This window comes from Actinoallomurus vinaceus (assembly GCF_039542055.1).
GTDB classification, from domain to species: Bacteria; Actinomycetota; Actinomycetes; order Streptosporangiales; family Streptosporangiaceae; genus Actinoallomurus; species Actinoallomurus vinaceus.
Map to the genome: position 1 here is coordinate 152713 of NZ_BAABHK010000013.1, position 20767 is coordinate 173479.

General features: G+C 71.6%; 22 protein-coding genes. 10 read left to right on the plus strand and 12 right to left on the minus strand.

Annotated features, from left to right (window positions below):
• Nucleotides 1–118: 118 nt before the first annotated feature.
• The 3 genes from ABEA24_RS36845 (at nt 119) to ABEA24_RS36855 (ending at nt 2272) form a co-directional block, all read left to right on the plus strand.
• Complete coding sequence (locus tag ABEA24_RS36845) at nt 119–553, plus strand: nuclear transport factor 2 family protein (protein WP_345437148.1); 435 nt, start codon at nt 119–121, stop codon at nt 551–553.
• Nucleotides 554–561: 8 nt separating this feature from the next.
• Nucleotides 562–1302, plus strand: a complete 741-nt coding sequence (locus ABEA24_RS36850) for a 3-oxoacyl-ACP reductase family protein (protein WP_345437150.1) — start codon at nt 562–564, stop codon at nt 1300–1302.
• 124 nt (nt 1303–1426) lie between these two features.
• Nucleotides 1427–2272: a phosphoribosylaminoimidazolesuccinocarboxamide synthase gene (locus ABEA24_RS36855; protein WP_345437469.1), complete on the plus strand. Its 846-nt coding sequence runs from the start codon at nt 1427–1429 to the stop codon at nt 2270–2272.
• A gap of 5 nt (nt 2273–2277) precedes the next feature.
• Here ABEA24_RS36855 and ABEA24_RS36860 read toward each other — a convergent pair whose 3' ends face one another.
• Nucleotides 2278–3213, minus strand: coding sequence for an AraC family transcriptional regulator (locus ABEA24_RS36860; RefSeq protein WP_345437152.1), 936 nt, complete (start codon nt 3211–3213; stop codon nt 2278–2280).
• Between the two features lie 122 nt (nt 3214–3335).
• Between ABEA24_RS36860 and ABEA24_RS36865 the strand changes: the two genes are divergently transcribed.
• Nucleotides 3336–4367, plus strand: coding sequence for a saccharopine dehydrogenase family protein (locus ABEA24_RS36865; protein WP_345437154.1), 1032 nt, complete (start codon nt 3336–3338; stop codon nt 4365–4367).
• Nucleotides 4368–4398: 31 nt separating this feature from the next.
• Here the strand turns inward: ABEA24_RS36865 and thpR are convergent, their stop codons facing one another.
• The 3 genes from thpR to ABEA24_RS36880 all read right to left on the minus strand — a co-directional run bounded on the left by thpR (nt 4399) and on the right by ABEA24_RS36880 (nt 6733).
• Nucleotides 4399–4941, minus strand: coding sequence for an RNA 2',3'-cyclic phosphodiesterase (gene thpR / locus ABEA24_RS36870; RefSeq protein WP_345437156.1), 543 nt, complete (start codon nt 4939–4941; stop codon nt 4399–4401).
• 101 nt (nt 4942–5042) lie between these two features.
• Entirely contained in the window at nt 5043–6284 is a 1242-nt protein-coding gene (locus ABEA24_RS36875; protein WP_345437471.1) for an MFS transporter, read from the minus strand.
• A gap of 2 nt (nt 6285–6286) precedes the next feature.
• Entirely contained in the window at nt 6287–6733 is a 447-nt protein-coding gene (locus ABEA24_RS36880; protein ID WP_345437158.1) for a MarR family winged helix-turn-helix transcriptional regulator, read from the minus strand.
• A 299-nt stretch (nt 6734–7032) separates the two neighbouring features.
• Here ABEA24_RS36880 and ABEA24_RS36885 point away from each other — a divergent pair, with 299 nt between their 5' ends.
• Nucleotides 7033–7290: a DUF2530 domain-containing protein gene (locus ABEA24_RS36885; protein WP_345437160.1), complete on the plus strand. Its 258-nt coding sequence runs from the start codon at nt 7033–7035 to the stop codon at nt 7288–7290.
• 78 nt (nt 7291–7368) lie between these two features.
• Here ABEA24_RS36885 and ABEA24_RS36890 read toward each other — a convergent pair whose 3' ends face one another.
• Complete coding sequence (locus ABEA24_RS36890; protein WP_345437162.1) at nt 7369–8163, minus strand: MBL fold metallo-hydrolase; 795 nt, start codon at nt 8161–8163, stop codon at nt 7369–7371.
• Nucleotides 8164–8249: 86 nt separating this feature from the next.
• Between ABEA24_RS36890 and ABEA24_RS36895 the strand changes: the two genes are divergently transcribed.
• From ABEA24_RS36895 to ABEA24_RS36905, 3 genes are all read left to right on the plus strand, one after another.
• Nucleotides 8250–8621, plus strand: coding sequence for a winged helix-turn-helix transcriptional regulator (locus ABEA24_RS36895; RefSeq protein ID WP_345437164.1), 372 nt, complete (start codon nt 8250–8252; stop codon nt 8619–8621).
• A 36-nt stretch (nt 8622–8657) separates the two neighbouring features.
• Nucleotides 8658–9251, plus strand: coding sequence for a TetR/AcrR family transcriptional regulator (locus ABEA24_RS36900; protein WP_345437166.1), 594 nt, complete (start codon nt 8658–8660; stop codon nt 9249–9251).
• Between the two features lie 179 nt (nt 9252–9430).
• Nucleotides 9431–9601: a hypothetical protein gene (locus tag ABEA24_RS36905; protein ID WP_345437169.1), complete on the plus strand. Its 171-nt coding sequence runs from the start codon at nt 9431–9433 to the stop codon at nt 9599–9601.
• A 413-nt stretch (nt 9602–10014) separates the two neighbouring features.
• On the opposite strand, the gene ABEA24_RS36910 is transcribed toward ABEA24_RS36905, so the two are convergent.
• Nucleotides 10015–10566 carry a TlpA family protein disulfide reductase gene (locus ABEA24_RS36910; RefSeq protein ID WP_345437171.1) on the minus strand — a complete coding sequence of 184 codons (552 nt, stop codon included), beginning with the start codon at nt 10564–10566 and terminating at the stop codon, nt 10015–10017.
• Between the two features lie 254 nt (nt 10567–10820).
• Here ABEA24_RS36910 and ABEA24_RS36915 point away from each other — a divergent pair, with 254 nt between their 5' ends.
• Nucleotides 10821–10991, plus strand: a complete 171-nt coding sequence (locus ABEA24_RS36915; RefSeq protein ID WP_345437173.1) for a hypothetical protein — start codon at nt 10821–10823, stop codon at nt 10989–10991.
• Between the two features lie 104 nt (nt 10992–11095).
• On the opposite strand, the gene ABEA24_RS36920 is transcribed toward ABEA24_RS36915, so the two are convergent.
• The 4 genes from ABEA24_RS36920 to ABEA24_RS36935 all read right to left on the minus strand — a co-directional run bounded on the left by ABEA24_RS36920 (nt 11096) and on the right by ABEA24_RS36935 (nt 18093).
• Nucleotides 11096–11551 (minus strand): S26 family signal peptidase, encoded by a 456-nt coding sequence (locus ABEA24_RS36920; protein WP_345437175.1) that lies wholly within the window; start codon nt 11549–11551, stop codon nt 11096–11098.
• On the minus strand, nt 11548–13488 hold the full coding sequence (locus tag ABEA24_RS36925) for an ABC transporter ATP-binding protein (protein WP_345437177.1): 1941 nt from the start codon (nt 13486–13488) through the stop codon (nt 11548–11550). The genes ABEA24_RS36920 and ABEA24_RS36925 overlap by 4 nt, the downstream gene beginning before the upstream one ends.
• 160 nt (nt 13489–13648) lie before the next feature.
• Nucleotides 13649–17077, minus strand: coding sequence for a sacsin N-terminal ATP-binding-like domain-containing protein (locus ABEA24_RS36930; protein WP_345437179.1), 3429 nt, complete (start codon nt 17075–17077; stop codon nt 13649–13651).
• A gap of 203 nt (nt 17078–17280) precedes the next feature.
• Nucleotides 17281–18093 carry a DUF3027 domain-containing protein gene (locus ABEA24_RS36935; protein WP_345437181.1) on the minus strand — a complete coding sequence of 271 codons (813 nt, stop codon included), beginning with the start codon at nt 18091–18093 and terminating at the stop codon, nt 17281–17283.
• A 60-nt stretch (nt 18094–18153) separates the two neighbouring features.
• On the opposite strand from ABEA24_RS36935, the gene ABEA24_RS36940 reads away from it, so the two are divergent.
• Nucleotides 18154–19533: an MFS transporter gene (locus ABEA24_RS36940; RefSeq protein ID WP_345437183.1), complete on the plus strand. Its 1380-nt coding sequence runs from the start codon at nt 18154–18156 to the stop codon at nt 19531–19533.
• A gap of 138 nt (nt 19534–19671) precedes the next feature.
• Here ABEA24_RS36940 and ABEA24_RS36945 read toward each other — a convergent pair whose 3' ends face one another.
• A complete protein-coding gene (locus ABEA24_RS36945; RefSeq protein ID WP_345437185.1) occupies nt 19672–20058 on the minus strand; it encodes a cold-shock protein in 387 nt (128 codons plus the stop codon).
• Nucleotides 20059–20103: 45 nt separating this feature from the next.
• Nucleotides 20104–20727: an HAD family hydrolase gene (locus tag ABEA24_RS36950; protein WP_345437187.1), complete on the minus strand. Its 624-nt coding sequence runs from the start codon at nt 20725–20727 to the stop codon at nt 20104–20106.
• Nucleotides 20728–20767 lie beyond the last annotated feature (40 nt).

The following is a 20767-nucleotide window of genomic DNA, read 5'->3' on the forward strand; positions in this document are numbered from 1 at the left end:
TGCATCCGGTGCAACCGATCCCGGCGGCGCGGGGTTCATGGGGCGGCAGTGCGAAATCGGTGCACCACGGGGGTGCGCCGGCGTGCTGCCGACATGACGAGAAAGGGTCCGGGTGCCGATGAGCGACGTCCTCACCGTGCTCGACGCGTTCTTCGCGGCGGAGGCCGGCTACATCACGGCGGGCGGGCCGGGTGTCGCCGACTTCGGCGGCATGGCGGCGCATCTCGCTCCCGACGTCGTGATGCACCAGGCGCCGACGCTGCCGTACGGCGGGGTGTGGCGCGGTCACGACGGCATGGAGCGGTTCATGGCCGCGATGAGTGAGACCTGGCGGTCGCTGGAGTTCCTCGAACGCCGGCACTGGGTGGACGGCGACACCGTCATCGTCGCCAACCACGGGCGCCTCACCGCTCGCGCCACCGGCCGGTCGATCGAGACGACGCTGCTCCAGCTGATCACGGTCCGGGACGGCCTCATCACCGAGTTCCGCCCCTTCTACTGGGACACCGCGGCCGTCAACGACACCCTGACCCCTTCCACCGCTGAGAAATGAGGATGAGCATGTCCCGTCTTAACGGCAAGGTCGCCCTGGTCACCGGCGGCAGCCGCGGCATCGGCGCTGCGATCGCGTATCGGCTGGCCCATGAGGGTGCCGACGTCGCGATCACGTACGTGAACTCCGACGAGCAGGCCCAGCAGGTGGTCACGAAGATCGAGGCAACGGGCCGGCGTGGGATGGCCGTCCAGGCCGATGCGGCGGACCCGCAGGCGGTCGTGGGCGCGGTCGACCGCGTCGCGGCGGACCTCGGCCGGCTCGACATCCTGGTGAACAACGCCGGCATCGGTGTCATGGGCCCGCTCGAGGATCTGTCCCTCGAGCAGGTCGACCAGACGCTGGCCGTGAACGTGCGGGGCGTGTTCCTCGCGTCGCAGGCGGCGGCCCGGCACCTTGGTGACGAAGGCCGGATCATCAACATCGGCAGCGGCCTGACCTCGCACGTGCCCGCTCCGGGGATGAGCGTGTACACCATGAGCAAGTCCGCCCTGCTCGGCCTCACGAAGGGCCTGGCCCGCGAGCTGGGCGGGCGCGGTATCACGGTGAACGTCCTGAACTGCGGTGCGATCGACACCGACATGAACCCGGCGGACGGCCCGTTCGCCGAGGGGCAGCGGTCGCTCACCGCCGTCGGCCGCTTCGGCGCGCCCGACGAGATCGCCGGGATGGTCGCCTACCTCGCCGGTGACGAGGCCGGGTACGTCACCGGTGCCGCGTTCGCCATCGACGGCGGCCACGCCGCCTGACACCCGGCGACCGACGGCGCACCACTCCATCCCCGCTCGGGCCGTTCACCTGCGCGACCGGTACGTTCTCAGGTAGCGGTGAGTCGGCCCGAGCGGGGCCGTGGGCATGAGATTGCGAGAACACATGGAGCTGGTGCATTCGGGCAAGGTCCGCGACGTCTACGCGGACGGCGACGATCTGATCCTCGTCGCGACCGACCGGGTGAGCGTGTACGACGTCGTGCTCCCGACGCCGATCCCGGACAAGGGGAAGATCCTCACACAGCTGTCGCTGTGGTGGTTCGAGCAGCTCGCCGGCGTCATGCCCAACCACGTGATCTCCGCCGAGGACGTCCCGGCCGAGTGGGCGGGACGGGCGATCCGCTGTCGCCGCCTGGAGATGCTGCCGGTCGAGTTCATCGCCCGGGGCTACCTCACCGGCCTGGGCCTGAAGGAGTACCAGAAGCAGGGGACGGTCTCGGGGGTGCCGCTGCCGCCGGGCCTCGTCGAGGCGTCGCGGCTGCCGGAGCCGGTGTTCACGCCGACGACCAAGGCGACGGCCGGGCACGACGAGTTCATCACCTTCGACGAGGTCGCGCGGGAGATCGGCGCGGACACCGCCGAGCGCCTCCGCGACGCGACCCTGGAGATCTACCGTCGGGGGGCGACACTGGCCGCCGAGCGCGGCATCGTCATCGCCGACACGAAGCTGGAGTTCGGCCGGGCGCCGGACGGCACGCTGGTCCTCGCCGACGAGCTGCTGACCTCGGACTCCTCCCGGTTCTGGCCCGCCGACGAGTGGGAGCCCGGCCGTCCGCAGCACTCCCTCGACAAGCAGTTCGTGCGCGACTGGTCGGCGACGGTCACCGACTGGGACCGCACCCCGCCGGGCCCGCCGATCCCGGACGACATCGTCGCGGCCAGCCGCGCCCGCTACATCGAGCTCTACGAGCGCATCACCGGCTCGCCCTGGCGGTCGGGGCGGAGCTGATCGTGTTACGAGCCCCCGGCTCGGTCGATCCCTGGTCTCTTCGCGCGGTACCTGCCAGGGGCGACGCCGTACTCCCGCTTGAACGCGTTGGCGAATGCGAATTCGGATGTGTAGCCGACCTGGTGGGCGACCGTGGCGAGGGGGTCGTCGGAGTCACGGAGCAGGCGGGCGGCCATGGTCAGCCGCCACCAGGTCAGGTACCGCAGCGGCGGCTGGCCGATCAGCTCGGAGAACCGCCTCGCGAAGGCCGCTCGGGACAGGCCGGCACGGGCGCTGAGGCCGGTGACCGTCCATGGCCGTGCAGGGTCGCCATGGATGCCGCTCAGGGCGGCCATGATCGCAGGGTCGCTTAGCGCGGCGGCCCAGCCGATGGCGGTGCCGTGCTCGGACTGTTGGTCCAGCCAGCTCCGCAGCATGTAGACCAGCAGGGTGTCGAGCAGCGCGGGGATGTTGACGTCCGCGCCGGGTCGGCGTCCGTCCAGTTCCTCGCCGAGCAGGCCGACGGCGGCGCGCAGCGCCGGGTCATGCCCGATCCGGACCGGGAGGTGGATGACCTCCGGCAGTTCGTTGATCAGCGGGTGCGGCCGGGCCCGATCCAGAAGGTAGGCCCCGCAGAGTGTGACCGTCGACGCGTCGGGCCGGTCGTGCGGCATCTGGTCCTCCAGCTCGACCAGCGGGGTGACGCGCGGATCGGTCGGCGCAGAGAAAGGGTCGGCCATCTCGTGGGCGCTGCCATGCGGCAGGAACACCACATCGCCCGCGCCGAGCATGATCGGCGGACTCCCGTCGACCATCAAACGGCACATCCCCCGCAGCACCACGTGGAACCCGGCACCGACGAAGGGCGGGTGGCGCACGGCCCAGGGGCTTCGCCGTTCAGTGCGCGCGGAATGCGGTCGCCCGGTCCGCATGGCGATGATCGCGTCGCTGAGTACGTCCATGCGGGGAGCTTACTGATCCTCTTTGGACGAAGACGCAGACGTATGATCACGACTGTCTGACGTATACGTTCTGCCGCCCGGACCTCCTACGGTGAACAGTGATCACTGAAGGGAAGGTCGAGATGAAGATCGTCGTATACGGGGCCGGTGGTTACACAGGCAGGCTGGTGGTGGCGGAACTGGCCCGGCGGGGGATCGACGTCGTACTGTCCGGGCGCGATCAGGGGCGGCTGCGCGCGGCGGCCGTCGGAGCGGGCGTGCCGGACGCGGAGCTCCGGGTGGCTCAGGCCGGAGACGCGGCCGCTCTCCGTGGTTGCGATGTCGTGATCAACTGTGCCGGGCCGTTCGTGGTGACCGGCGACGCCGTGATACGCGCCGCGATCACCGCCGGTTGCCACTACGTGGACATCGCCGGCGAGCAACTGCACATGCACCGGACCTTCGACACCTTCACCGGGCCCGCCGAGAAGGCCGGGGTGAGCGTCGTGCCCGGAGTGAACGATGACGGGCTGCCCGCCGACCTCCTGGCTCACCTGGTCGCCGAGCAGGCGGGGACGGTGGAGGAGGTCGTCATCGGCGTACATCTCGCCCGCGGCGGCGGGGCACCGTCACGGGGAACCCTGCGCACCGCGCTCACCAACATCGACACCTTCAGCAGCGGTGGCCTGGGTTACGAGGACGGCCGGTGGCATGAGGACATCCCCACACGACGCGACTCGATGGCCTTCCCCGGAGACGACCGGCCGGCGGCGGTGCGGAAGTTCCCGCTGCCCGGCGTCGTCACCGTGCCCCGGCACGTTCCCGCCCGGCACGTGTCGGGCGTCGCCAAGGCCGAGTTGGTGGCCGCGTTCTCCGCGATCACTCCGGAGCTGCTGGACGCCGTGCCTGAAGGACCGGCCGACGAGCACCGCAGCGCGGGCAGATGGACCCTCGTGGTGGAGGCGACGGGGCGTGAGGGCGGCCGGGCGCGGGGAGTGGCCGAAGGCAGCGACATACAGGGATCCACCGCGGTGATCGCGGTGGAGGCCGCTCACCGGCTGGCCGTCGACGGAGCGGCCTCCGGAGTCCTGGCCCCGGCACAGGCGTTCAAGGCGGCCGATTTCCTGGACGCCCTCGCCCCCTACGGCGTCACCTGGTCGGTCGCGACGATGTGACGTGGTTCTTGTCGTGCCGTCGCGGCACGGCTCATGCGAGGGGCCACGCGGCGAGGGTCTCGTACCGTGGTGCCTCACCGCCGAGATGGCTACGGACAAGGTGGATCTCGCCGGCCGTCCAGAGGCTGCCTTCGAACGCGCCGACCTCGGCCACGAGCGGCCGCAGGTCGAGCGGTTCGCGGGCGCGGGCCAGCGTGAGATGGGGGTGGAAGCGCTTGTGTTCGTCCGCGTCGACGCCTTCCCTGCGGGCCGCGGCCACGCACGAGTCGGCGAGACGCCGCAGGTCGGACTCGAGACCGGTCCACAGCACCCGGGCGGACGCGGGGCGCGGAAAGGCACCCGCGCCCGCGAACATCACCGTACGGTGCGGATGCCGCCCGGCGGCGCGTTCGAGCCGGGGCAGCAGGCGCGGCACGACCCGATCGTCCACCTCGCCGTAGAACGCCAGCGTCACGTGCCACGACGCCCGGCGCGTCCAGCGCAGGTCCGGATGCGCGGCGCGGTGGGGGCGGAACGCGGCCTCGACCTCGTCGAGCACGGTCTCCGGCGGAATGAGCGCGACGAAAAGCCTCACATGCGCCAGCCTCTCATTCACGGACCGTCAGGCCGACCCGTCGACGAGAGGCCGGCCTCGACCCCGCCCCCGACCGATCAGCCCGACCAACGTCCAGGCCGTCACCGCGTCGTCGCGAGCAGTTCCCGGAGCCTGCCTGCCCGTACGGCGTCGAGCGCAGGTCGCGGCGCCATGACGGCGACGACCCCGAAGACGGCGGCGAGGGACACGACGCCGCCGATGATCATGCTCGATCGCGGCCCGAAGACCTCGGCCAGCCAGCCGATGAGCGGGGAGCCGATCGGGGAGCTGCCCGCGAACACGAGCATGTACAGGCCCATGACCCGGCCGCGCATCTCCGACGGCACGCTCAGCTGCATGACCGCGTTGGCGGCCGTGTTGAACGTCAGCAGCGCGATGCCCGTGGGCACCAGCAGCACGACGAAGGACACGTAGTCCGGCATCAGGCCGGTCGCGATCTCCAGGACGCCGAAGACCGTCGCCGCGGCGAACAGCAGCCGCATCCTCAGGTTCTTGCGACGCGCGGCCAGCAGCGAACCCGACAGCGCGCCGACGGCCAGCATGGTCGAGGCGAGGCCGAACGAGGACGCGCCGCTGTGGAAGACCTGGCGGCTCATCAGCGCGGTCGTCATCTGGAAGTTCATGCCGAACGCGGCGACGAACAGCACCAGCGTGAGCACCATGACCAGGTCGCGGCGCTGCCGGACGTACCGCAGCCCTTCGCGCAGCTGGCCCTTCGCCCGGGGGACGGGCTCCCGGAGGTTCAGCTCGTCCTCGCGCATCAGGTAGAGCCCGAGCAGCACGGCACCGAAGGAGCCGGCGTTGACGAGGAAGACCGGGCCGGTGCCGATGGCGGCGATCAGCACGCCGGCGACCGCCGGGCCGAGGATCCGCGCCATGTTGAAGATCGCGCTGTTCAGCGCGATGGCGTTGGACAGGTCGGCGCGACCGACCATCTCCACCGCGAACGTCTGCCGGGTCGGGTTGTCCACCACCGTGGCCAGGCCCAGGCCGAAGGCCAGCGCGTACACGTGCCACACCTGGGCGCTGCCGGTGACCGCGAGCAGGCCGAGCACCAGCGCGAGCACGCCCATCACCGCCTGGGTGACCATGAGCACGCGCCGCTTGCGGTACCGGTCGGCCAGCACGCCCCCGTACAGGCCGAACAGCAGCAGCGGCAGGAACTGCAGGCCGGTCGTGATGCCGAGCGCCGCGCCGCTGCCGTGCGTGAGGTCGAGGACCAGCCAGTCCTGCGCGACCCGCTGCATCCACGTACCGGTGTTGGAGACGACCTGACCGGACGCGAACAGCCGGTAGTTGCGGTTGCGCAGCGACCGGAACAGGCTCAGACCTTGCTGAGACGCTCCAGGATCGGCGCCGCCTGGCGCAGGATCTCCCGTTCCTCGGGGGTCAGCTCCGCCAGCCGCTGGGCCAGCCACGCCTCCTTTCGGCGCCGCTCCTCCTTCAGGAGCTTCTCGCCCTCCTCCGTCACGCTCAGGATGACCTGCCGCCGATCGGTCGGATGCGGGCTGCGCGTCAGCAGGCCCCGCTCCTCCAACGCCGCGATCACTCGGGTCATCGAGGGGGGTTGCACCTTCTCGTGCTCCGCCAGCTCCCCCGGTGTCAGCGCGCCGTGCCGCGAGACCGCGCCGAGCGCGGCGAGCTGGGTGACGCTCAGCGACTGTCCCGCCTGAGCGCGCATTCGTCGTGACAGCCTGCTTACGGAGACGCGCAGGGCCGCTGCCAGGCCCGCACGGCTTCTGGTCTGCGAAGTTGGCATGTTCTTTAGCATGAGTCATTACTCTTGCTAACGATACGCGGGTGACTCGTATTCCGCAAGGTCGTTAGCAATGCATACGACTCTGCCCCTCCTCCCGGAGAACGGCACAACGTGCCACCGATCACCGAGCCCGGCCGTCGACGAACCCTCCGGCGAGCACTTGCCGGGAAGGTAACGCACCACACCCCTGCGCGGCACCCCGGGACCTGCGGAAATCGACGAATTCTCGCCGCCCGGGCCGTACGGCTCGGACGGCGCCAGGGCGTAACGCGATCCAGCGGCGATCACGCCGGCCGGTTACGCTGATTCTCATGAGTCGCGAGCGACGTCACGTCACGGAGCCCATCAAGACCAACGACGTCCTGACCGCGGCCGCCGGCGCCGCGGCGTTCGCCCTGGCGTTCATCGTGCTCCTGATCGTCCCGCTCCCCGCCCGCGACCACTGGTGGCGCTGGGTGTGCGTGGTCGGCTGCGCGATGGGCCTCTTCGGCTGCTGGTACATCCCGCGCCTCCAGCGTGCCCGCGAGGCCGCCGCCCACCGGCACTCCGCCGACCACACGACCGGCTGACACCTGCGCTGGAGCGGGCCGACGACCCGATCGTGGGTGGACCTGCCGCGCGACAAGGCCGTCCTCCCAAGCCGTGGTCTACTCGGCCGAGCGGTGGAACTCCCACGGGTCGTGGGCGCAGAAGATGTCGACCTCGTCGCCGTGCACGCGGTGCAGGGCGCGCAGCCGGTGCAGGGCGCCCAGCCGGGCTTCCGGGTCGACCTGGACGCTCTGCTGAATCAGGTCCAGCCCAGGGTGGGACACGGGAGGGTCCGCGTCGAGCTCCCGGTGGTAGAAGTAGGCGTCTCCCGCGTTGAGGGCCCAGCGGTCGCCGGATCGTACGGCCACGCCGCTGTGCCCCGGCGTGTGCCCGGGGAGCGGCACCAGCAGGATGTCGGCTGCCAGGCCTTCCGGGCGGGCGACGTTCTCGATCCCGAACCAGGAGTCGCCGGGGTGGCTCCGGGCCGGGGTCAGAAGCGGGCCGTGCGCCCGGTGCGCCGGCATGAAGCGCTCGACGCTCTCCCGGTGATGCTCGGCGGCCGGATCGGTGACGGCCCGGTACTCCTCCTCGTGGAGGTGGACCGTGGCGTGCGGGAAGTCGGGAAGGCCGCCCGTGTGGTCGCGGTGCAGGTGGGTGAGCACGATGTGGCGTACGTCCGCAGGGTCGAAGCCCAGCCGGGCGACCTGCCGGAGCGCGGTCTGGCCGGGGTCGAGGACGGGTTCGGCGAAGGCGAGGAAGTCCGCGCCGAGCCTCTCGCGGGCGTTCGCCACATCCTCGTCGCCGAATCCGCTGTCCACCAGGACCAGGCCGTCGGAGTCCGTCTCGATCAGCAGGCAGTGGCAGACCGCCCGCGCGGGCGGCACCTCCTCACCGACCGGGGCGATCACACTCATGGATCCACAGTCCAGATGATGTACTCGCATGACACTTCCTCGTCGTTCGTCGAGCATCGTCCGCGAGGACGTTAGGAGGCACGCTCGTGGCTCACCAAGGCGTTGGTCACGGCAGGGAATTGCTGGACGCCTGTTCCGGCCCGGTCGTCGAGCCGAACCCGAACTGTCCCGTCGAGATCGCCCTCGGCGCGCTCCGGGGACGCTGGACCCCGCTGATCCTCGGTGAGTTCCTGCGCTCCGGTGAGCTGAGCTATTCCCGGCTCGCCGCCGCCCTCACGGGCCTGTCGGACAAGGTGCTCTCCGAACGGCTGGCGCAGCTGACCGAGGCAGGGATCCTGGAACGTCACCGGACCCCCGCCTGGCCACCGCGCGTGACGTACGCGCTGACGGACCGGGGCCGTGCCCTGGCTCCGGTCCTGGAGGCGTTGTGGTCCTGGGGGCGCGGTGACGCAGCCTGAGCGCTCCGTCCAGAGCGACCGTCTATAGTTAGTTGGGTGACTGACTCAACGAAGTCCCGGGTGCGCGGAGTGGACAAGCGCCGCCGCCTGACGGCGGCGGCCGCCCAGGTCCTCCACCGGCAAGGGGTCGAGCGCACCACGATCGCCGACATCGCCAAGACCGCCGACGTCCCCGTCGGGAACGTCTACTACTACTTCAAGACCAAGGACGAGCTGGTCCAGGCCGCCCTGTCCGAACACGAAGGGTCGCTGGCCGAGCTCACCGCCGAGCTCGACAAGCTCCCCGACCCCCTCGACCGCCTCAAGGCCCTGGTCGAGGCATGGGTGAGCCAACGCGACACCGCCGCCCGCTATGGCTGCCCCACCGGCACCCTCGCCGCCGAACTCGACAAACGCGCCGACGGCACCCTCGACCGGGAGGTGGGCCGGGTCATCCGCGTGCTGCTGGACTGGGCGGAAGACCAGTTCCGCGCGCTCGGCCTCCCCGACCCCGGCGACCTCGCCGTCACGCTCGTCGCCGGCTACCAGGGCATGTCGCTCCTCACCAACGCCCTGCGCGACCCCGACATCATGACCCGTGAAGGCGACCGCCTGATCCGCTGGCTCGACACCCTGACTTCCGGTACGTGACCGCTTTCGCCTATTCGGCATCGGAATGATGGAAAAACCAATACCGATCGCACCGACAAATAGGAGCGACCATACCTCCATTGGTAGCTTGCACCGCCTTTTCACACAAGACTTGATCTTGGTCCGGAAGCGGCATAGGTTTCACCCAACCGATTTCCGGCGGTTTAAGGAGGTTGCAGGTGTCTCGATTGTTGGGCGCGATGAGCGACAGGCTGCTGGGCGCAGTCCTCAAAGAACAGTCGGCCGGCGCATGCGTTCCCGAGCACGGCTCACCCTGCAAATGCCTGAACGGGTGGCAGTACATCTTCGACTGCAACGGCATCTGCCGGTGGGACGACGGCCGTTGCTAGTGGGCGATAGCCGATAATTCGACTGTCCGGGCGGCTCCCCGGAAAGCGTGCGCCAATGGGGGGCCGCTCGTTTCGCGCCACGATCGATACGGCGGTTCTCAAAGGGGCCGCAGCACCGTCCCCAGCACGGTGGCCGCCGAGATGTAGCCAATTGCCTGGAGTCCAGGCTTCGCTCCGCGTCGCCACGCACGACAAGACAGTCGGATGGCACCACCGCCCGTGGGCCGCGCCGACCGCGGCGAGCACATCATGACCCGTGAAGGCGACCGCCTGATCCGCCGGCTCGACATCCTGACCGCCGACGGCGACGCCCCCCGACCCTGGCGGCGGGAAGACCGCGAGGGACGAGGGCGGACCGGCCGCCCGAGCAGCCGGTCCACCCTCCAGGCGATCCCGCCGTCCGGCCACAGCGCCTATTCGGCGCGCGCGACGGAAGCGGCCGCGGCCGGGAGCGGAAGCCGGTTCACCGCGAAGGAGCTCGCCGTGATCTTCCCGTCCGCGTCGATCAGGGCGAATGTCGGGTAGCCGGACACGTCGAAGGCCGTGCCGATCGGACCGTCCGGCTGTTCAACGACGACGTCGGTGACCGACGTCAGCGCGGCGAGGTGCTCCCGGGTCTCCTCTTCGCCGCCGTGGAGGACCGCGAGAACGGGCCGGTCCTCGTCTCCGGCGAGCGTACGGGCGAGGTCGACAAAGCGCGGTAGCTGCACTTCGCAGGCGCCGCAGCCGGGAGAGAAGAACGCGATGACACCGCCGCTCACGGTCGACCGCGAGACCGTGCCACCGGTCGTCGTGCGTGCGGTGAACTCCGGTACGACCGCATCCACCGGCAGCATCAGATCCTCGGCCGGGTCATGATGCCCGCCGCTCTGCGACCGCAGCCGACGGATGATGCCGTACGTCAGCAGGAGATTCAGCAGGCAGACCACGGCGAGGATGATCAGTGCCGCGACCACGTAGGGCATGGATGACTCTCCGATCAGGTGAGTGAGACATCAGACTCGAACAGCCGGAACCATTTCAACGTTTATAGAGTTGCGAAATCGCCGACAATAAACAATAGAATAAGCGTTACCGACTACAGTCCCCTTGCATGCAAACAAGGGGCGAACATACCTCTATGAATAGCTGGAAATAAAGCCCCGCGCAAGACTTGATCTTGGTCGGAGAAGCCACATATATTACAGCCAGTCGATTTCCATCGCTTAAGGAGGTTGCAGTGACTCGAATGTTCGCCGCGATGAGCGACAGGCTGCTGAGCGCAGTGCTGAAGGAGCAGACCGCCGGCGCTTGCGTTCCCGAGCACGGCACGTACTGCAAGTGTTCTGGTGGGTACAAGTACATCTACAGCTGCAACGGCCCGTGCGTTAAGACGACCACGCGTTGCTAGTCGTCGATAACCGATAAGCCGGTTGTTCGGGCGGTCTCCCGGAAGGCGTACGCCGATGGGAGGCCGCCCGTTCTTTCGGCGGAACACGATCGAAGACGCGGTGTTCACAGCGGGCGTAGCACCGTTCCCAGAACCATGGTCGCGGAGACATATCCGAACTGCCGGGAGTCCAGGCTCCGCTCCGCGTCGCCACGCACGATGAGACGGCCGGGCGGCACCACGGCACCGCGGGCGGCGCCGACCGCGGCGAGCGTCTCCTCCGGCACCCGGTCTCCCGGTACGGCCGCGACACGCTTCACCAGCCACGGCGGGTCGGGCTCGGTGTCCGGTCCTGCGACGGGATTACGAAAGACCGCCACGTCCCCGCGCCGTGGTCGTACGGTGCGACGCACCAGCAGGCGGTCGCCGTCGGCGAAGGTGGGCGCCATGCTGCTCCCCGTCACCCGGACCAGCGCCAGCCGCGAGCGAAGGACGATCGCAGCGGTGCCGCAGAGCAACACCGTCACGCCGGCGAGGACGGGCAGGGAATCCGGCCGGCGGGCGACCGCACGACGCGTCACGAAGCCACCTCATTCTGGTCGTTCGCGCCGCGCGCGGCGGAGGAGACGGCCGCGGGCCGGTAGCCCGCGGCCTGGAGGTTGAAGAGCCTGGCGTAACCGCCGTCGAGGACCATCAGGTCGTCGTGGCATCCGAGTTCGGAGATCCGTCCGTCCTCGAGAACCGCGATCATGTCGGCGTCGCGCAGCGCGCTGAGCCGGTGGGAGATGAGCAGGCCGGTCCGTCCGGCGCGGTGCTCGCCGAGCGTGTGGTGGATCTGGTGTTCGGCCTCGGGATCCAGCCCCGCGCTGGGTTCGTCGAGGATCAGCAGGTCCGCCTCGGAACGCATCAGCGAACGGGCCAGGGCCACCCGCTGCCACTGCCCGCCCGACAGCGTCACGCCCGTGCCGCCGTCCTCTTCGTCGAGGTGGACGCGGCTGAGCTGCGTCTCGTAGCCGTTCGGCAGGCGTCGCAGCGTGGCGTCGATTCCGGCCAGCCGGGCCGCCGCGCGAACCCGATCCCGGTCCGTGGCCCGCGGCAGATCGCCGAGGCCGATGTTCTCCTCCGCGGTGAGGTCGTACGTCATGTAGTCCTGGAAGGTCACGCCGATGCGTCTGCGCAGGGCGTCGACGTCCATGTCCCGCAGGTCGACGCCGTCCCACAGGATCGCCCCGCGCTCCGGGTCGTAGAACCGGCACAGCAGCTTCACGAGGGTGCTCTTGCCCGCACCGTTGACGCCGACCAGGCCCAGCGACGAACCCGCCGGAAGGGTCAGATTCACGCCGCGCAGCACCCACGGGCCGTCCTTGTCGTACCGGAACCACACGTCGCGGAGCTCCACCTGCCCCCGCAGGGGCGGTGCCGGCCCGTTACCCGCCACGAGGTCGTCGCGGTCCTCCATCAGGTCCAGGAAATGGCCGAACAGCCGAACCGCCTCGGCCGCCGACCCGGCCTGGAGGACGACACCGCCGAACGCTCCCTGCACGCCCGCCGCCGCGGCGATGAACAGCGTCACGTCGCCGACGGTGAAGCGCTGGTGAGCCGCACCGATCACCACCACGAGGATGCCGAAGCCCGTCACCACGCCGTTGAGCACGGCGAACCCGGACTGGGTCAGCGCGACGCGCCGCGTGACCGCCAGCTCCGCCTCCGTCGCGCCGCCGACGGCGCTCACCAGCCGCCCGTGGAGAAAGCCGCCCAGCCCGAAGAGGCGTATCTCCTTCGCCGCCCGAGGATCCGTGAGCAGGGAACGGTAGAACATCCGGCGCCGGTACTTGGCCGACACGGCCTCGGAGACCTCCACCTGACGGCGGGCTATCGCCAGCCGGGAGATCAGCGCGGCGGCACACGAGGCGAGCAGCAGTGCCGCCATCGGCGGCCACACCGAGAGCAGCACCCCGAGGAACCCCCCGACCGAGGCGACGGTCTGGACGACCTGCTGCCCGAAGAGCGTGATGTTGTGCGGCGCGTCCTGGGATGCCTGCTGAGCCAGCCTCAGCCGGTCGTGGAAGGCCGGGTCCTCGAACCTGCGCAGCCCCCGGAACTCGTTCACCTTGGCGAACAGCCGGCGCTCGACGTTCACGACGAGACGCTGGCGGACCAGTTCGTCGAGGTAGCCGCCCACCTGCCCGAGGACCGCGGTGAGGGCGCCGGTCAATGCCATCGCCGTGCCCAACGCGACGGCTCGCCCCGCGTCGGCGTGGCCACCACCGAGCTCGTCGAACAGCAGCTTGCCGAGCCACGCCATGACGGCCGGCCCGACGCCGTAGGCGGCCGTGACGCACACGAGCAGCGACGCACCGACGGGAGCGGCCCGGAACTGCAGGGCCAACGCCGAGAGGACCGCCGGCGGGCGCGGCCGGCTCCCCCGGATCTGGTCCCCTTCGGGGAGGCCGTCGGCGTTCTTGTCGCCAGGTGTGTCGGCCGCTGATTCGTCCGGTGTCGGACTGATATGCGTCACCCCGTAACCACCCGCGTCACCCAGGGGTCTCCCGAGATCTCCGGAAATGGACAGCCGGAACCTACGGCTCTGCTCCGGCGGCACACAAGGGACCTGGGACCTAATTCAGTCCGGGTGACGGACCGGTCACCGGCCGCGCACAGATCAGGTGCGTCCGCGATCAGGCGCCCAGGTCCTCCTCGGCGAGGAGGTCCGGGAGATTCTCCGGCTCGCGAAGGGCGGCCTCGGCGAGCAGGCGGTCGGGCCAGCGGTCGCACGCCCACGCCAGGCCCCGGGCCAGGCCGGCCGGACCGCTCGCGTGGACGGTACCGTCGCCGTACCACCAGGCGACCTCCTGGCCGTCCACGACGAGGCGCTCGTGGTGGACGTACGTCTCCGGTGCCTCGGCGAGGACCACCCGTGCCACCGCGGGCACCGGACGCTCCTCGCCGGCCGACTCGACGACGCCGGGGACCTCCTCGCCGCCCAGGGAGAGCTCGAGCGCGTCCGCGACGTGCGGCGGGACGAACAGCAGCGGCTGGCCGTGTAGAAGCGGCAGCAGGTCGGGACGGTCGACGACGATGGCGTCCTCGGCCGGGACGACCTCCGGCTCGCCGTCCACCAGGGCCCGTACGTGGTCCGGCGGGTCGACGTCCAGGTCCGTACGGGCCAGCGCGGCCCACAGCTCCCGCAGCCGCTCGCGGGACACCGTACGGGCCGGGTCGGCGAGGCGGTCGAGGAGCTCGGCGGGGCCGTCGGGCTCGGCCAGCAGCGCGTCGACGCCGGTGCGTACGCCGAGCGCCGCGGCGACGCGTGGGTCCAGATCCGCCGGGGCCGGGTCGTACAGGTCGGCCAGGTCCTCGCCCAGGCACAGTTCCCCGGGTCGGCGGCCGTCCAGGACGGGGTGCCGGCGCAGCCACCACGCGGTGTACGAGGGGACGTCCACCTGGCGGCCGTCGGCGAGGACGACGCGGGCGGGGTTCACGACGGCGGCGCGCAGGTCCGGCTCGGCCAGCAGCCGCAGAGCCGCCCGCCAGTCGGCGACGAACTCCAGGTCGCGCACTGCCGTGAACTCCGGGATGACGTACCCGGCGTCGAACGGCTCCGCCCACTCCTCCTCGCCGTCGAGGTGGAACTCCGGCTCGATGACGTCCTCGGCCCGGACGAGCGCGAACGTCCGCAGCACCCCGGCGGCCTCGAGCACCTCCGCGCCGTACCGCTCGACCAGGTCGGCGTCCACGACGCCGAACGGCGCGTCGTCGGCCATCACCTCGGCCAGCGGCGCGCCCGGCAGCAGAAGCTCGCCGGCCGGGTACGGCTCGCCGTCGTCGCCGGGCAGCGCGAGCTCGGCCAGCCACGGCTCCTCACCCGGCCGCAGGTGGGCGCGGGCCACGAGGGTGAGGACGGCGTGCCAGATCGGCTCCGGGTCCTCCTCGTCGTACGACGCGGCGACCGCCCCGCGCGTCGCCGGGTCGGTGAGGACGGCGCGTGGCCCGGCCTCGACGGCGCCGAGCCGCAGCAGCAGCGGGTGCGTGGCCTCCGGATGGACGACGCGCAGGCCGAGGGCGTCGAGCCCCTCGGGGTCGGTGACGAGCAGCCCGCGCGGGCCGCGTACGGTACGGCCGTCGGCGAGAGGCACCGGCAGCCCGGTGAGCGCGTCGCGGTCGGCGCCGTCCAGCGCGGCGTACAGACGCCGCCACCACACGGGCTCGCGGTCCAGACCGGCGAGTAGGTCGGCGACGTCGGCGAGGCCCAGACGGCGGACGCCGAGCGCGACCAGGGCCGGATGACGGGCCGGCCAGCCGGTGGGCAGCAGGCCGGGCACGACCTCCGCCAGCACCTCCGTGAGCGCCGCCGAGCCGTCCACGACCACGGCGTCCCGTCCCCGGACCCGAACCGGTCCGTCGCTCCACGCCAGCTCCGCCGCCGCACTCGCCTCGCCGCCCGCCCGGACAAAACCCACCTCGCCCCCGGGCCGGGCGAGATACGCCTCGTCCCCGGACCGGGCAAGGCCCGTCTCCTCGCCGGACCGAGCGATGCCCGGCTCGGCCCCGGGCCGAACGATGCCCGGCTCGGCCCCGGAGCGGGAAGGGCCCGCATCGGCGCCGGAGCGGGCAGGGTCCGCATCGGCCGCGGGCTCGGCGAGGTCCGGCCCGCGAGTCTCGGGGACGGTCGGTAGGAGCGGCAGGTCGGGGAGGCGGGCGAGGATCGCGCGGCGCAGCCGGGCGTCCAACTCGCCCTTGGCGACCGGGCCGGGCACCAGGTCGAGGAGGCGCGGGTCCGGCGGCAGCAGCGCGGTGTACGCCTCGGCCGCCCGCTCGATGAGGAAGTCGGTCAGCGGTCCGGGGGCGATGTGCCGCCGGTCGGGGGCGAGTGGGAACGACGCGATGAGCAGCGCGGGCAGGCCGAGCGGCTCGTCGCTCGGCGTCGGCGCGTGGACCACGGCCGGTACGTCGTCGGGCAGCGGCTCGTCGGCGACCGCCCAGCGGACCTGCCAGTAGGGCCGCTCCTCGACCGGTCGGTCCGCCAGCAGGTCCGCCGCGATCTCCCCGTGGGCCTCGGCGGTGCGCCAGGTCGTGCCGTTCACGGTGACCGAGCCGGTCGCGTCCCCTTCGGCCGGCGGGTCCCAGGTGGCGTGGAGCGTACGGGCCTCGCCGTCGACCTCGATGGCGATCTCGGCGAGGGCGGGCAGGGACAGGAGCAGGGCCGGGCCGGTCTCGGCGAGCAGCCGCCGGACCAGCGTCTCGGCGTCCGCGTCGCGCAGCGGCAGCCGAACGAGCGTGTCGTACCCCTCCGGAACCGACCCGGCAGGCGCGGCCCCCGCAACCGGCCTAGCGGACGCCGCCTCCGCAACCGATCCGGCGGACGCGGCTTCCGAAACCGGCCCCTCGAGCGCGGCATCCGGAACCGACCCAGCAGACCCGGCCTGCACAACCGACCCAGCAGACGCGGCCTCCGCAACCGATCCGGCGGACGCGGCCTCCGCAACTGGCCCAGCGGACCCGGCACCCGAAACCGGCCCAGCAGGCGCGGCATCCGAAACCGGCGTGGCAGACGCGGCCTGCGTAACCGATCCGGCGGGCGCCTCCGCGACCGGCCCGGCGGGCGCGGCGAAGGGCAGGCGCAGGACCGGCACGTGGCCGCCGCGGCGGTCCAGTTCCGCAGCGGCGGGGATCCGCGCGACCGCCTCGCGGGTGCGCTCGGCCGACCAGGCGACCGCCACCCCACCGGAGGCGATGGACGGCTCGTCGCTGACCGCGACGACGGCGGCGAAACCGACGCCGAACCGGCCGACCGTGTGGGCCTCGTCGCGTTTGGCGGAGGCCCGCAGTGTGCTCAGCGCCTCGACCCCGGCGGCGTCCAGCGGCGCGCCGACGTTGGCGGCGCTCAGCACGCCGTCGCGCAGGGTGAACCGGATCCGGCCGGGAACGCCGGCACGGGCGGCCGCGTCGGCGGCGTTCTGCGCCAGCTCGACGATCACCCGGTCGCGGTAGCCGCCCCGCGTGTGATCCTCTTCAGCGTTGGCGTCCTCGCGGAACCGGGCCGGCGACGCCGCCCAGGCATCCAGCACCCGGGCACGGATCGCCGCAGTGCCGAACGGGTCGTCCATGTCGTACCTCTCCACGACTGCCGGACTTTCCCGACAAGCTTCACCCGACGAACTTCACCCGCCGAGCTTTACCCGACCAACCTGCACCCGACCGACCTCCCGGCCTGTGCCCAAGCGGCCTCCCGGCCTGCACCCGAACCGACCTCTCGACCTGTGCCCAAGCGGCCTCCCGGCCTGTGTCCGAGCGACGTCCCGGGCGGCGGTCAGCTGTGGCCGAGGGCCTCCTCGTCGGTCAGCACGGCCGACGGCATCACGTCATAGCCCATCTCGTCGACGATCGGCGGCGCGACCTCGGCCGAGGGCGGCGCCACCACCGCCTCGGAGTGGGCGCCGCACCCGTGGTCGACGGAGACGACCTTGCCGTCGTCGGGGGCGTACTCGTTGGCGCACACGCCGAACACCTGTCGCAGCGAGCCCGCGAGCGGCACGAAGAAACCGCAGGTCTCGCACTGCGCCGGCGCGGAACGGGCGACCGGCGCCTCCGGGCCGGACTCCCCTCCGTACCACCGGGCGGCGGCGTCGTCGCGGCCCTCGGCGGAGAGCACGCGGGCCTTGCCGAGGCCCAGCTCCCAGCCGAGCTCGGCGTCGATCTGCTCCGTACTCGTGAATCCGGGCGCCAGGCGCGGGTCGTCGGCCGGCGTCGGCAGCAGGTCGCCGGGGCCGAGGTCGCCGGGGCGCAGCCGGTCGCTCCACGGCACCCATTCGGGAGCGAGCATGGCGTCTTCGCCGGGCAGCAGGACGCTCTCGCTGACGGTGGCGTGCTTGGCGCGGGAGGCGCGGACGACCGAGACGGCCCAGCGCCAGCCGTGGTAGGCCGGGTCGAGGCAGGCGAAGTAGTGGCTGACGACCCGGTCCCCCTCGGGGACCATGCCGAGGTGCTCGCCGACGAACTCCGGCCGGGAGGTCTCCTCGGCCGCCGCGCGTGCCAGATCGACGGCCTCGGCGGCGATGGCGTCGATCACGGGGGTACGGCTCCGCCTCGTGGCGGCCGGACTGGTGGAACGCACAGGACTCACATACACGATTGTCGCTCATCGATGGGCATGGGTTCGCCGGGAAGAGGCAGACTTGACGGCATGAGTTTGTGGTCACGTACGCGCGCCGCCGGACGGTCGATGCGCGGGGTGGCCCGGAAGGCCGCCCGGACGACGCGCCGGGCCACGCACGCCGGGGGCGCGGGCGGCAGCGGACTGGGCGGCCTGATCGAGTTGGGCGCGCTCAACAGCGCCGGGGACGCGCTGATCGCGGTCGCGCTGGCGGGCACGATGTTCTTCAACCTTGACGTTCAGCAGGCCCGGGGCCAGGTCGCCCTTTACCTACTGGTCACCATGGCGCCGTTCGCGCTGGTCGCGCCCTTGATCGGGCCGGTGCTCGACCACATGCGCCACGCCCGGCGCATCGCGATCGCCGGGACGATGCTGGCGCGCGGCCTGCTGTGCTGGGGGATGGCCGGGGCGGTCCTGCACAAGGACCCGGTGACGCTGATGCCAGCGGCGTTCGGGGCGCTCGTGCTGTCGAAGGCGTTCGGGGTGTCCCGCAGCGCCGTCACGCCGCGGGTGCTGCCCGACGGCCTCGCGCTGGTCACCGCGAACGCCCGCGCGTCCTTCACGGGCCTGGTCGCCGCGTCGATCGTGGCGCCGCTCGGGGCCGGTCTGGTCGCCGTGACGAACGCCGGCTGGGCCCTGCGCGTCGCGACGGTCGTCTTCATGATCGGCGCGATCTCCGCCATGCGGCTGCCGTCCCACGTCGACACGCCCGAAACGGATGCCCGGCCGGGGGACCCGGAGGAGGCCCGGGCGAGCGGCGGGGGCCGCTGGCGGACCCTGTTGCGGGTCGGGCCGGTGGTCGGGGAGGCGATGCTCGCGAACGCGGCCCTGCGGGCGTTCGCCGGGTTCCTGATCCTCTATCTGGCGTTCCTGCTGCGGACCAAGGGGTTCGTCCAGCCGGTCTCACCCAACATCGCGCTCGGTCTGCTGGCGGCCTCCGCCGGTGCGGGCGGGCTGGCCGGAACCGGCCTGGGCGCGCTGGTCAAGGCGCGGGCGCCGCGCGCGATCGTTTTCGGCACGCTGGCGACCGCGACGGTGACGGCGGCGGTGTGCGCGGCGTTCTTCGGCCTCGTCGCCGCGCTCGTGGTGGCGTTCGTCGGCGCGCTCGGTCAGTCGCTGGGCAAGCTCGGCCTGGACGCGATCGTGCAACGAGAGATCGGCGAGGAGGTCCGCTCGTCGACGTTCGCCGTGACGGAGACGGTGCACCAGCTCGTCTGGGTGGTCGGCGGGCTGACCGGGCTCGGCATGTCGATCGTCGCCTCGAACGGCCACCTCGCCCTCGCCTTCGTGGCGGGCGCGCTCGCGCTGTCCCTGGTCACGCTGGCGTCCCGGCGCAGCGGCCGCCGCGCCGTACGACGCCGCGAGCGCGCCGCCGAGGGTGAGCCGAGCGTCGCCGACACGACCGCGTGACCACCGCCCGAAGGACGCGCCGAGCGGCCGCCAGGACTACCTTGCGATCGCCGCCCGAGGGCCCGCCGAGCGTCGCCGGCACCACCGTGCGACCACTACCCCAAGGACGCGCCGAGCATCGTCGGCACGGCCGCGTGACTACTGCGGATCGAGGTCGTCCGCCACCGCGCGCAGGACCTCGCCGATCTTCTTGGCGATCTTGCCCTCGGGGTGCTTGCCCCGGCGGTAGGTCGTGGAGATGCCGTCGAGGAGCTTGATCAGGTCCTCGACCATCTCCACCATCTCGTCGGGCTTCTTGCGCTTGCCCTTGACCACCGACGGCGGGTTGTCGAGCGTGCGGACGCTCAGCGCCTGCTGTCCCTTGCGGCCCTCGACGACCCCGAACTCGACGCGCTGCCCCGGCTTGAGCGAGGTCACGCCGCCGGGCAGCGCGGAGGAATGAACGAACACCTCACCACCGTCATCGCGGGTGAGGAAGCCGAATCCCTTGTCGGCGTCGTACCACTTGACCTTGCCAGTGGGCACAGGGGACCTCGTTGCTAGCTCTTGTCCGGGCGGGTCACATCAAGGTTATTGCCTCGACGGGGAACCAGGGTTGATCAGTTCGTTCAAAGTGTCCGGGAATCCCCGCAAATCGGGCAACACGATATCGGCTCCGTAGGCCCGCAGCGCCTCCGAATCGTACGGGCCGGTGGCGATCGCGACGCTGCGGGCGCCCGCCGCTCGGGCGGCGTCGATGTCGGCGACGTGGTCCCCGGCGTACGCCGTCGCGCCGAACTCCGTCAACGCCGAGCCCTTCCCGGCGCCGAACAGCCCGCCGGCCACGGCGTTGACGTTAAGGCCGAGGAACCGGACGGTCGCCTCGGCGTCGCGCTGGTTCTTGGCGGTGACGACGATGACGCGTCCGCCACGGGCCCGTACGGCGTCGACGGCCGCGCTCGCACCCGGCATCGGGGACGTACGGGGCACGGCGACCTCGCCGTAGAAGGCGCGGTACCGCGCGGCCAACTCCGGGACGTCCTCGGGCGGGTACCAGTAGGCGAGTTCGGTCTCCAGCGGCGGGCCGAGGCGCGAGACCACGGCGGCCGTATCGATGGGCACCCCGGTCTCCGCCGACAGCCTCTCGAAGGCCGCGGCGATCCCCGTACGGGTATCGGCAAGGGTCATGTCCAGATCGAATCCCACAGCGAGCACGCGCCTTAGGGTACGGACCATGCCGAGTCACGCGTGCCCG